11 protein-coding genes are annotated in these 11,005 nt (G+C 65.8%); 5 read left to right on the top strand and 6 right to left on the bottom strand.

Features of this window, described 5'->3' with window-relative positions:
- The 3 genes from VJ693_RS06610 to VJ693_RS06600 all read right to left on the bottom strand — a co-directional run.
- Positions 1-998 (bottom strand): ABC transporter ATP-binding protein (locus tag VJ693_RS06610; protein ID WP_324152722.1); only part of this gene is annotated, 998 nt, incomplete at its 3' end.
- Between the two features lie 2 nt (positions 999-1,000).
- Entirely contained in the window at positions 1,001-2,743 is a 1,743-nt protein-coding gene (locus tag VJ693_RS06605) for an ABC transporter permease (RefSeq protein ID WP_324152721.1), read from the bottom strand.
- Between the two features lie 5 nt (positions 2,744-2,748).
- Positions 2,749-4,056 (bottom strand): carbohydrate porin, encoded by a 1,308-nt coding sequence (locus tag VJ693_RS06600; RefSeq protein ID WP_324152720.1) that lies wholly within the window; start codon positions 4,054-4,056, stop codon positions 2,749-2,751.
- Positions 4,057-4,150: 94 nt separating this feature from the next.
- Between VJ693_RS06600 and VJ693_RS06595 the strand changes: the two genes are divergently transcribed.
- From VJ693_RS06595 to VJ693_RS06585, 3 genes are all read left to right on the top strand, one after another.
- On the top strand, positions 4,151-4,420 hold the full coding sequence (locus VJ693_RS06595) for a metal-sensing transcriptional repressor (RefSeq protein ID WP_324152719.1): 270 nt from the start codon (positions 4,151-4,153) through the stop codon (positions 4,418-4,420).
- 90 nt (positions 4,421-4,510) lie between these two features.
- A complete protein-coding gene (locus VJ693_RS06590) occupies positions 4,511-5,110 on the top strand; it encodes a DUF4337 domain-containing protein (protein WP_324152718.1) in 600 nt (199 codons plus the stop codon).
- 7 nt (positions 5,111-5,117) lie between these two features.
- Positions 5,118-6,152: a cation diffusion facilitator family transporter gene (locus VJ693_RS06585; RefSeq protein ID WP_324152717.1), complete on the top strand. Its 1,035-nt coding sequence runs from the start codon at positions 5,118-5,120 to the stop codon at positions 6,150-6,152.
- Between the two features lie 873 nt (positions 6,153-7,025).
- Here VJ693_RS06585 and VJ693_RS06580 read toward each other — a convergent pair.
- Positions 7,026-7,340, bottom strand: coding sequence for a hypothetical protein (locus VJ693_RS06580; protein WP_324152716.1), 315 nt, complete (start codon positions 7,338-7,340; stop codon positions 7,026-7,028).
- Between the two features lie 161 nt (positions 7,341-7,501).
- Here VJ693_RS06580 and VJ693_RS06575 point away from each other — a divergent pair, with 161 nt between their 5' ends.
- Together VJ693_RS06575 and VJ693_RS06570 are read left to right on the top strand one after the other, a co-directional pair.
- Complete coding sequence (locus tag VJ693_RS06575) at positions 7,502-7,960, top strand: Rrf2 family transcriptional regulator (protein WP_324152715.1); 459 nt, start codon at positions 7,502-7,504, stop codon at positions 7,958-7,960.
- A gap of 157 nt (positions 7,961-8,117) precedes the next feature.
- Positions 8,118-8,699 carry a class I SAM-dependent methyltransferase gene (locus tag VJ693_RS06570; protein WP_324152714.1) on the top strand — a complete coding sequence of 194 codons (582 nt, stop codon included), beginning with the start codon at positions 8,118-8,120 and terminating at the stop codon, positions 8,697-8,699.
- 191 nt (positions 8,700-8,890) lie between these two features.
- On the opposite strand, the gene kdpE is transcribed toward VJ693_RS06570, so the two are convergent.
- Both kdpE and VJ693_RS06560 read right to left on the bottom strand, forming a co-directional pair.
- Positions 8,891-9,586, bottom strand: coding sequence for a two-component system response regulator KdpE (kdpE, locus tag VJ693_RS06565; protein ID WP_324152713.1), 696 nt, complete (start codon positions 9,584-9,586; stop codon positions 8,891-8,893).
- Positions 9,583-11,005 (bottom strand): ATP-binding protein (locus tag VJ693_RS06560; RefSeq protein WP_324152712.1); only part of this gene is annotated, 1,423 nt, incomplete at its 5' end. The genes kdpE and VJ693_RS06560, both read right to left, overlap by 4 nt.

Here is an 11,005-nt window from a genome sequence, read left to right as displayed (position 1 = left end):
GCCCTCACGATGGCGATCGTTTCGCCGAACTCGCGTCCGATTTCGTCGGAGATGTCATAGATGTTCGACAGCTCTGGTGCATCGTTCAGGATGCTGAGCAGGCCGAGGATCTGACCTACGGGCACCAGCGGGATCGACTCCATGCGCGAGCGAGCGCGCGAGACGGGCTGGCCGGCCACCGGCACCTCCGGCGGCAGGTCGGGTAGCGTCAGCGTCGTGATCGTTTCGTGGATGACGCTGACAAGGCGCTGGAATTCCGGGTGCTTGGCGTCGCGAGGATAGGGCAGCGTGTTCTCCAGCACCAGGCCGATGCGCCCGGGACGAGGAAACACCACCACGATACGAGTGGCCATCTCCACCGCCTCCTCGATGTTGTGGGTCACCATGAACACGGCGCTCAGCCCGCTGCCGGGGGGGCGCCACAGGCTGATCAGCTCCTGACGCAGGTTCTCCGCCGTCAGAACATCCAGCGCGCTGAACGCTTCGTCAAGGCACAGCAGCTTGGGGCTCGACACCAGCGCGCGCGCAATGCCCACGCGCTGGCGCATGCCGCCCGACAACTCGCGCGGAAACGCCGCGTGGTAGTTGCCCAGCCCGATCACGTCGATGGCGTGGGCGACCGCGGCGTCGCGCTCGGCCCGCGTCACATTGCGCGACATCAGCCCGACGGCGACGTTCTGCTCCACCGTCAGCCAGGGATAGAGCGCGAATGTCTGGAACACGACGGACGCGTCCCGGTTCACGTCGTTCAGTGGCTTGCCGTTGGTCAGCACGCGTCCGCCCGTGGGCTCGATGAGACCGGTGAGGCAGCGCAGGATCGTCGATTTCCCGGAGCCCGACTGACCCAGCAGGGCCAGGAACTCGCCGGGGTTGACCGCCAGGTCGATGTTGTCGAGCACCTTCAGCTCGTGGCCGCCGGCGATCGTGTAGGCCTTGGTCACCGCACACAGCTGTGCGATGGGGGACGCTTCCTTGTCGTCCATCACAGAGGTGGTCATGCTCAATCCAGTCGAAAACGCTGCTCGGCGAAGGCGTACAGCCGCCGCCAGATCAGCTTGTTCATGGTCACGACAAAAAGCGACATCACGGCAATCGAGACGATGATCAGCGGCGTCTCGCCGCTCTTGGTCACTTCCGCGATGTAGGCGCCCAGACCGTCCGCCTTCAGCGTGGTCGAGCCCCAGGCGGCCAGTTCGGCCACGATGCTCGCGTTCCAGGCGCCGCCTGCCGCGGTGCAGGCGCCCGTGACCCAGAACGGGAAGATCGCTGGCAGGAACAGCGTGCGCCAGAGGTCCCATCTCCGCAGGCCGTACATCCGGGCGGCCTCCTTCAGGTCATTCGGAATGGCCATGGCGCCGGCAATCACGTTGAACAGGATGTACCACTGCGTGCCCATCGCGATCAGCAGGATGCTGCCCCAGTTCAGGCTGACGTGAGCGGCCACGAAGATTCCCACCACGATGGGGAACGTCATGTTGACGGGGAACGAGGCGCCAATCTGGGTCAGCGGCTGTGCGAAGCGGGCGAACTTCGGATGCAACCCGATCCAAACGCCCACTGGCGTCCACAAGAGCGTCGCCAACACCGTCATCGCGACCACCCGCAGCGCCGTGAGGAAGCCCAGCCCGACGATGTGGCCGAACAGGCCCCACGACAGCGCACCGCGCAGCGTCTCGAGTCCCGCCCACAGACCGAGCAGGACTTCGCAGGCGACCCAGAGAGCTGCCGCGGATCCGAGAGCGCGCCAGAACCACTTGCCTAGCACGAACCCGCGGCGGCGCGGATCGACACCAGCCCCCGGTATGGCGCGCCGGAGCGCGTCGGCCAGCGGTTGGCCCAGCTTCTCGTCGACCCATGTGAACAGGTACGCGCCGCGTACCAGGTCATAGACCCATGACGCGGGCGGAGAGGCTGACTCCGTCAGCTCGATCTTGAAACGATCTGCCCAGGCCAACAGCGGCCGCCAGACCAACTGGTCGCTCGCGACGATGAGCGCCAGCATCGCCATCACCGCCCAGAAAGCCGCGCTGTTGTCGCCACGCTCGATGGCCTGCGCCATGTACGAGCCCAGGCCGGGCAGCTTGATGTCCTTGTTCATCACGCTGATCGCCTCGCTCTGCGCGACGAAGAACCAGCCGCCGCCGAAGGACATCATCGAGTTCCAGATGAGGCTGTGCGCCGAGGCCGGCAACTCGACCGTGCGGAAGCGCTGCCAGCGCGTCAGACCGTACGTCGATGCCGCTTCCTGCATGTCGGTCGGGATCGTGACCATCGAGTGGTAGAAGCCGAAAGCCATGTTCCACACCTGGCCGGTGAAGATGGCGAAGATCGACGCGCACTCCACGCCCAGCAGGCTGCCAGGAAACAGCCCCATGAACCCCGTCACCGTGGCTGAAAGGAAGCCCAGCACCGGCACCGATTGCAGCACGTCGAGCGCCGGCAGGATGAAGGCCCGCGCTCGCGGGCTCTTGGCGGCCAGGTAGCCGGTGCCGATCGCAAAGACGAGCGAGAAGGCGAACGCGATCCACATCCGCAGCAGCGTCCGACCGGCGTAGTACGGAATGGCCGCGGGCGAGGCGTCGATGCCGGGCATCGCCGCAGGGTCGAAATGCACCAGCATGCCGCGCCCGAAGTGCAGCGCGCTCCATAGCAGTCCGAGCAGCGCGACGAGCACGACGCCATCGACCCACCCAAAGGCACGCGGTTCGGTCTTGACTGCAAGCTGGGGTGCCGTGGTCTTCATGCGGCTCAGAACTCGACGTGAGCGCGCAGCGCGACGAACGAGGCCGGGCCCCGGTCGGCGTTGTAGCCGGGGTTCCAGATGCGCTGCAGGTCGAGCGACAGGGTCACCGGCTCGGCAAGCTTGAGCGCGTAGTACGCCTCCACGATGCGTTCCGGCGCGTAGTTCAAGCGGCCGTCGCCAAGGAAGAACGTCGAGCCGCCGCGCTCGAGGACCTGCCGGTGCGGGGGCGAGAGGACGTTCGTCGCGCTTGCGAGGCCGAGCGCGTCGCCCCCGCGGCCCCAGCCCGCGCCCTTGACGGACAGCCCCAAGGACAGCGAGCGGTCCGCTTCGGTAAAGGCATAGGTTTCGGTTTGACCGTCGGCCCACATCGCGCGCAGGAAAGCGCCCATCTGTTTGCCTAAGGACTGCTCGAGGTTGAGGCCGACGCCCACCTTGGTCTGCTCGGTCCGACGTGCCACGTCCAGCAACGGCGGCAAGCCGCTCGAATCGGCCGACGCCAGAGTATCGTCGTAGCGGGCCATGACCGCCCGATTGCGGTACGCCAGGAGGCGCACGATCCCAGGGCGGCCGCCGCCCAGGTCGTAGTTGCGCTCCACCTCGAACTGGTCGCCGTAGTGGCGCAGGATGCGCGGGTCCAGCGGCAGCTGGTTCGGCTCCTTCGGCTGGATGAATCGCCCGGCGCGCAGCGCCCAGCCGTCGCCCTGGTATTCGGCCGCGACGCCCCAGGTGTAGCCGCGTGCGTCGGCGGCGAAGTCGTAGGCACCGTGCGTCATCACCGTCCAGTTGATGAACTGGGTTCGGGGATCGTGGTCGTACTGGTTGGCATCGAACAGGTCGAGCACCGAGACGTTGCCCGCCGTGAGCGTGAGGCGACGCTTGGCATAGGGGCCGGCCAGCTGGTTCAGCGCCGACTCGACCTCTTCCGTCTCGTCGCCCAGCGCGATCACGTGGCGCACGAACAGGCGCGCACGGTACAGCGTGGGATTGGAACCGGACGTGCGGGCCATCTCGCCGTTGGTGAAGCCGGCCAGGCCGAAGAGCCCGGACAGCGGCACGCCCTGCGAGATCTCAGGATCGAAGTAGGCCTCGGTATGGGCGCCCAGGCGAAACCCGAATGCCGCGGTGGCGGTGAAGGAATAGCTCTTCTCGGACTCGCCGCGCAGGCTGTGCTCGCCCTCGTAGGGCGAGCGCAAGGCCGGCTTGGCCTGCCAGATGAAGGTCGACTGGAACTTCGCGTTCAAGTCCTCGGCGGCCCGGGCGCTCGCCATGCCGAGGACGGCGGCTGCGGCCAGGTACAGCGTCTTCGCGCGCATGTCCGGCTTTCTTGATCTTGGCGCCGATGGCCGACGCACTGCGTGTTTGGGGGACACCGCATGCTATCCTATCCTCCCCCACAGGATTGTGACAATGCCACAGCGCCCCACCCACCTCGCCATCGTCAAGCGCCTGAGACGCGCCGAGGGGCATCTGCGCAGCATCGTCGCGATGCTGGAAGAAGGCCGCGAGTGCCTGGACATCGCGCAGCAGTTGCAGGCCGTGGAAAGCGCGATCGCCAATGCGAAGAAGACGCTCGTGCACGACCACATCGACCATTGCCTGGAGCGCGCCGTGCGCGAAGGCAGGCACAGTGCCGGCGACACCATCCGCGAATTCAAGGCCATCACTAAGTACCTGTAGGAGTTCAGGCGCGAACCTGCGGCGGCTGATTGCAGCACGTCCGAGGCGAGTGCCTTCACGCCCCCGCCTCGACACTCGCAAGAATCGCGCATGGACATCGATCCAAGAGAAATCATCAGCACCGACGAGGAGAAGGCCGATCGCAGCAGCGCGCGGCTCAACACGCTGGTGGCGATCACCGTGTCGGTGTTGGCCACCTTCATGGGCATCTGCAAGGTCAAGGACGACAACATCGTCCAAGCCATGCAGCAGGCCCAGGCGGACAAGTTGGATCATTGGAACTTTTATCAGGCCCGGAACATCCGGCAGGACGTGGCCGAAGCCTCGGCGCTCCAGCTGCGCCTTGCCAAAGCTGCGGCCCCGGCGCAGCAAGCGGCCGCCTATGACGAAGCGATCGCCAAGAACGACGCGAAGGCCGCCAGTGAGGCCCAGAAGAAGCGGGAGCTCCAGTTGCAGTCCGCCAATGACCAGACGACCTACGATCGGCTGAACTACCGGGACGATCAGTTCGACCTGTCCGATGCGGCGCTGGCCATTGCCATCGCGCTGCTGGCCGTCACGGCACTCACGAAGCTATGGTGGATGTACTGGGTATCGTGGGTGCCCATCTCCTTCGGCGTGCTGATGGGGCTTTCCGGCCTGTTCGGTTGGGCGGTGCACCCCGACGCGTTGAGCCGCCTGTTGTCCTGAGGTTCCGATGCCGACGACCCATGACCATGCCCATGACCACTACGTTCATGGGAGCACGCACGACGTGCCGAACGTCGGCGCGCATCGAGCGGCGCACAACCACGATCACCACGGCAGCCACGGTGGCACCGGCGGTCATCACCACCATGTACGCCCGAGCACGCAGGGGTGCGCGTTCGTCGTCGCCATCGCGCTGAACTCGATCTTCGTTGCGGTCGAGTTCGGCTATGGCTTCGCAGCCAGCTCGACCGCGTTGATGGCCGACGCGGGCCACAACCTGTCGGACGTGCTGGGTTTGGTCCTGGCGTGGGCGGCCGTCGTTGTCGGGCGCCGCTCACACAGTGAGCGCTTCACCTATGGGCTGCGCAGCTCTTCGATCCTGGCTGCGCTGGCCAATGCCGTGCTCCTGCTCGTGGCCTGTGGTGCCATCGGCTGGGAGGCGGCGCAGCGCGTGTCGCAGCCGCCCGCGGTGGCGAGCGTGACGGTCATGGCGGTCGCGACCATCGGCATCGTCGTCAACGGCCTGTCGGCCTGGATGTTCGTGAAGGGAAGTGCGGGCGATCTCAACATCCGCGGCGCCTATATGCACATGGCGGCCGATGCGGCGGTGTCGCTTGGTGTGGTGCTCTCCGGCCTGGTCATGCTGTTCACCGGTTGGCTGTGGCTCGACCCGCTCGTCAGTCTGATCATCGTGGCCGTCATCGTGGCCGGCACCTGGGGGCTGTTGCGTGAGTCGCTGCATCTGGCATTGAACGCCGTGCCCCCGCACATCGATCTGCCCGCCGTCGCCGCTTACCTGCGCGAACTCCCTTGGGTGACCGACATACATGACCTGCACATCTGGGGCATGAGCACGTCGGAGAGTGCACTGACGGTTCATCTGGTGATGCCGGACGGCCATCCCGGCGATCGAGTGCTCGACGGCATCGCGCAGACCCTCGACCAGCGCTTCGCGGTGCACCACTGTACGTTGCAGATCGAGCAGGGCACGACCCGGCACGCATGCAGCCTTCTCGCAAACTCACGCGGATACGTTCAATGAGGCTTCGAGCGGCTGCTTGTGGGCCATGAGTTCGAGGCCATCAAGTTCAGCTCAGGGTCGAGAGTGATGCTTCGTGGCTGAAGCAAGCTGCCAGTCGCGTCGTCTGGCTCGTCCAGAAGACTTGGAACGCACGGCCCGACCCCTTGTGAAATCAATGGCTGGTGTGACGTGGCAAAGGGACGAACCAAGCCGTTGATGCCGGGCCTCATCGCAATGGCCGACTGCGGGATGGGGCCGCCGCGAACACGCGCCGCTGCATGCTCGAAAAGCAGGCAGTCGTTCCCACGAACAGCCCTCAAACCCGCGCCAACACTCGTTGCAGGATGCGGACTCCTAATCCGCTTGTCGAGTGAGTCCGCGTTACCGGGGTAGTAGTCGGCGGCTACGAGGCAGAGCCTCCGGGGCCGGCCGTCGCGGCCGGACGCCCGGTGTAAATTCCGGTGTAGATCATGGTCGGACAGCAGGGCATTTTGGGTCGATGCGGCGGTCTTTTCCCTCGGAGACGCGTCGCGCCAATGTCGTCACTTGCCTTCACACGGCAGGGCTCGTCCGGAGCAGCGTCATGGTGGAATCGGGAACCGGCCTTTTTGGAATATGCCTCAATCGCACCGGGCTAGCGTCGGCTGAAATCAAGCGAAGTTTGGAATTCAGAATGAGCCTCCAGACCGCACGATTGCTCGCTTCTGGTACGGGCCTGTCACGCCGGGGGTCGCGGGTTCGAGCCCCGTCCACTCCGCCAATTAAATCAAGCACTTACGCCACCCGACCGGGTGGCGTTTTTGCTTTCATATTCCAAAGTTTGGAATATGAACTGCGCTAACCAAGTCGGGCGCGACGCTCACGAAGGGCCACCTGCTCTTTCAGTGAAGTGATCTACCTGGCCGGCTTGGCCTCGCGAACGTGCCTGCGGTCATAGACCTGCCGCACCATACGCTCGGAGCTGTGCATCGCTGCGTCAACGACGTCTAGATCGCCGCGCTCGAGCTTGTCGCTCACACCTTTGGGGCGACAGTCTTGCAGGCTGAACTTGCGAAACGGCATGTGCCGTGCGGCGGCTTCTCGCTCGCATTCGTCCATGAGCTTGGCGAGCGTGGCCTTCCATCCTCCCTTCGTGTAGCGCTGGCCCCGCACGTTGCCGAACACGTGCCACGTGCCCGCAACGCGATGTCGTCGGATGGCCGCTTCCATTTCGGGCGAACTCAACAAGCCGCCCCACTGCAGACACTCGCCGTGTGAGGGCACTACAACGTTGCGAACGCCTGTCCGCGCCTGTGCGCACGATCCGGTCAGACCATCGCCGGACCCCCCCCGGGTCATGGATGGTCATTTCATGTAGCTATACTAGTTACATGAAACGCGACGGCCGCCTGTCGGGCGTCCTCCACTGCCTGCTACACATGGCGGAGCTGGGCCAGCCAGCGACCTCTGCGTGGCTTGCCCGGGCCATGCAGACGAACCCCGTCGTGGTCCGCCGACTTATGGCCGGTCTACGCGACGCCGGGTTCGTTGCCTCGGCCAAGGGGCATGGCGGCGGATGGGTTCTGTCCTGTTCGCTGGAGCACATCACGCTGCGCGACGTACACGAGGCTGTGGGCGCCCCGGATCTGCTGGCTGTGGGGCATCGCGAGGAAAGCCCGGGCTGCCTGGTAGAGCAGGCAGTCAACTCTGCGCTGGAGCAGGCCTACCGCGACGCGGAGGGCGCGCTGCTCTCACGCTTGGGATCCATCACGCTCGCCGAACTGGCGCGCGACTTTCATCGTCGGTTCGCCGCCAGCGGCCGTTCGCTTGCGGCGGTTTCGCATGTTTGACGCTGCAGTCGAACCGCAGCGCAAGCCTCGTTCGCCTTGTACGTCTGAGGCCTTGTGAATGCAGGATAGGCACTCCGCCTTCACGAACCGGTTGGCCGTGGCGTCCTACGCGACCGAGACACCCCGCAAGGCGCCCGGATTGGCCGATCTCCATCGCATGACCTCGCTGCTGCTGGGAGAGCAGTCGCCTGATGCAGCCCGTGTTCTCGTCGTCGGCGCGGGCGGCGGGCTCGAACTCGTGTCGCTCGCCACGGCGAGGCCCGGCTGGCGTTTCACTGGCGTGGATCCTTCGCCCGCCATGCTGGATCTGGCGCGCGAGGCCATCGCGCCCTTTGCGGAGCGCGTGCAGCTCATCGAAGGGACGGTCAGTCAGGCGCCCGCCGAGCGATTCGACGGCGCAACCTGCCTGCTCGTGCTGCACTTCCTGGAGCGCAGTGAACGCCTGCGGACGCTGCAGGCGATCCATCTTCGACTGAAGCCCGGCGCGCGGCTGGTGGTGGCCCACCACTCGCCGCCCGAAGGGCGCGCCGAGCGCTGGATGAGCCGGTCCGCGGCGTTCGCAGCTGGAACGCCGGCGGATCAGGCGAGCGCCGCGGCCGCAGGCAAGCTGATGACCGAACGCCTTCCGATGCTCACCCCCGCAGAGGAGGAAGACCTGCTGCGAGCAGCCGGGTTTGTGGACGTTGAACAGTTCTATGCGGCCTTGTCCTTCCGGGGCTGGGTCGCCTCTGCGCAGTAATCCGATGATGTCCAGCCTCGAGCGTATTCAATGTCCGCTCCTGGCCGGGCCCGGCTTTCCATTGAGACCACCGTCAGCTGTCTTCGGCTGGGAGCTGCCCTAGATTTGGAAGTCAGCTTCCTGGCTGCGCCTCGACCTCACGCTGGCGGCCAGAAGCCGTCTGTCGCGACCGGCTGCTTCCGTCGCGCGAATCAAGGAACGAACCGGTATCCGATCCCGGTTTCCGTCAGCAGGTGTCGAGGCTGCGCGGGGTCAATCTCGATCTTCTTTCGCAACTGGCCCATGTAGACACGCAGATAGTGCGTGTCCTGCGCATGGCTCGGGCCCCACACCGACCTCAGGAGTTGTCGATGGGTGATCACGCAATGGGGATGCGCCGTCAGATGGGTCAGCAACCGGTACTCGATGGGCGTCAGGTGCAGCGGCTCGCCGGCTCGCTGGACGGTGCGACGCGCAAGGTCCACCTTCACCTCGCCGAACTCGATCGCGCTCTCGCCCGGGCGCGCGGTTGACGTGCGGCGGCGCAGGTGCGCTCGCACGCGAGCAAGCAACTCGCCGGCGCTGAAGGGCTTGACCAAATAGTCGTCCGCGCCGGCATCGAGTGCTTCGATCTTGTCGTCTTCCGACGTGCGGGCTGACAACACGAGGATCGGCACATCGGACCAGGTGCGCAAATCGCGGATCAGGTCGACGCCGTCGCCATCGGGCAAGCCGAGATCGAGTACCACGAAGTCCGGTCGCCGCGTTCCCGCTTCGATGAGGCCGCGCTTGACGCAGTCCGCCTCGAATACTTCGAAGCCACCTTCGCGCTCCAGCGTCAGGCACACGAACCGGCGAATTTCCGCTTCGTCCTCGACCACCAGAATCCTTTGTCGAGATTCACTCATGTTGTTCCCGTCTCGGTCTCGTCCTCCTCGATCGAGAGAACTTGCGGCGGCTCGCCACGCGGCAGCTCGAAGACGAAGCGCGCGCCGCCATCCGGCCGCGTTTCGCCGCGAATCGTGCCGCCATGCGCTTGCACGATCGCGCGGCAGATCGCGAGACCCAGGCCGACGCCTGCGGTCGCACTTTCCTTGCGGCCACGCTCGAACATCTGGAAGATCGACTCCTCCCGGTTTCTCGGCAGGCCGGGTCCGTGGTCATCGATCACGACCTTCACCTTGTCGCTGGAGGCCGCGGCGCTGATTTCGATCGGCGTGTCTGGCTGCGTGTACTTCACCGCGTTCTCGAGCAGATTCCACAGCACGCGCTCCAGCAGCACCGCATCCGCGTGCACCAGTGGCAGATCGTCCGGCAGCGTCACCCGCACGCGCCGCGAGTCGATCGCCGGGCCGAGGGCCTTCAGCGCGCTGCCAACCACTTCCTCCAGCGGCAGCCATTGAAGGTTGAGCTGGACATGGCCTGACTGCAGTCGCGCCATGTCGAGCAGGTTGTTGACGAGCGCGCTCATGCGAAGCGCCGCCGCGCGAATGGATTCGGCGATGCGAGCGTGCTGCGGGGTCGGCGGTGGTACGGTCATCTGCAGCGATTCGGCCATGCCGACCAACGCCGACAGCGGCGTGCGCAGGTCGTGCGAGATGGCGGCCAGCAGCGAATTGCGCAGGCGCTCGGACTCCATCTGCAGCGTGGTGTCCTGCGCGACGTCGACATAGTGGATGCGCTCCAGCGAAATCGCCAGCAGCGAAGCGCAGGTGTCGAGCAGCCGCCGCTGCTCGGGACCCGCGAGCCGCGCCGGATTCCTGGGCTCGATGGCGAGGATGCCGCGCACGCGCATCGGCGCCTTCAGGGGCAGGTAGAGCATCGGCGACGCCGGCAAGGTGTTGGTGCCATGCCCCGCCGCCTCGCCATGGTCGTATGCCCACTGCGCCACGTCCTGGTCGACGCCTTCGGGCATGTCGGGCATCGCCACTGGCGGCGCCAGCCGATTGCCGAGATCGGCCACCAGCAGCGCGCCGCGCGCGTCGAATTCGGAGCGAAGGAATCGGCTGGCGATGTCGGCGATCTGTTCGGGCATCAAGGCGCCGGATAGGTCGCGCGACATCTCGTAAAGCGCGCTGACGCGCTCCTCGCGCAGGGTGGCCACACGCGCCTGGAACTTAAGGCCGGCCGTCATCTGGCCGATGACGAGCGCCACCACCAGCATCACCGCGAACGTCACGAGGTATTGCGCATCGTTGACGCTGAAGGTGAAGCGTGGCGGCACGTACAGGAAATCGAAGGCGGCCACGCTCAGGAAGGCGGCCAGCACCGCCGGGCCGCGCCCGTAGCGCACCGCCACGAGCACGACGGCGAGCAGGAACATCATG

The sequence above is a fragment of the Ideonella sp. genome (assembly GCF_035254525.1).
Classification (GTDB): Bacteria; Pseudomonadota; Gammaproteobacteria; order Burkholderiales; family Burkholderiaceae_C; genus Ideonella.
The sequence above is the reverse complement of the archived record's forward strand: the minus strand, read 5'-3'. Positions and strand labels throughout refer to the sequence as shown.

What these genes read in the sequence shown, in the direction of transcription:
- VJ693_RS06575 (WP_324152715.1), top strand. Translation starts at nt 7,502, where the DNA reads ATGAAACGCGACGGCCGCCTGTCGGGCGTCCTCCACTGCCTGCTACAC.
- VJ693_RS06605 (WP_324152721.1), bottom strand. Translation starts at nt 2,743, where the DNA reads ATGAAGACCACGGCACCCCAGCTTGCAGTCAAGACCGAACCGCGTGCC.
- VJ693_RS06570 (WP_324152714.1), top strand. Translation starts at nt 8,118, where the DNA reads ATGACCTCGCTGCTGCTGGGAGAGCAGTCGCCTGATGCAGCCCGTGTT.
- VJ693_RS06585 (WP_324152717.1), top strand. Translation starts at nt 5,118, where the DNA reads ATGCCGACGACCCATGACCATGCCCATGACCACTACGTTCATGGGAGC.
- VJ693_RS06580 (WP_324152716.1), bottom strand. Translation starts at nt 7,340, where the DNA reads ATGGAAGCGGCCATCCGACGACATCGCGTTGCGGGCACGTGGCACGTG.
- VJ693_RS06600 (WP_324152720.1), bottom strand. Translation starts at nt 4,056, where the DNA reads ATGCGCGCGAAGACGCTGTACCTGGCCGCAGCCGCCGTCCTCGGCATG.
- kdpE (WP_324152713.1), bottom strand. Translation starts at nt 9,586, where the DNA reads ATGAGTGAATCTCGACAAAGGATTCTGGTGGTCGAGGACGAAGCGGAA.
- VJ693_RS06595 (WP_324152719.1), top strand. Translation starts at nt 4,151, where the DNA reads ATGCCACAGCGCCCCACCCACCTCGCCATCGTCAAGCGCCTGAGACGC.
- VJ693_RS06590 (WP_324152718.1), top strand. Translation starts at nt 4,511, where the DNA reads ATGGACATCGATCCAAGAGAAATCATCAGCACCGACGAGGAGAAGGCC.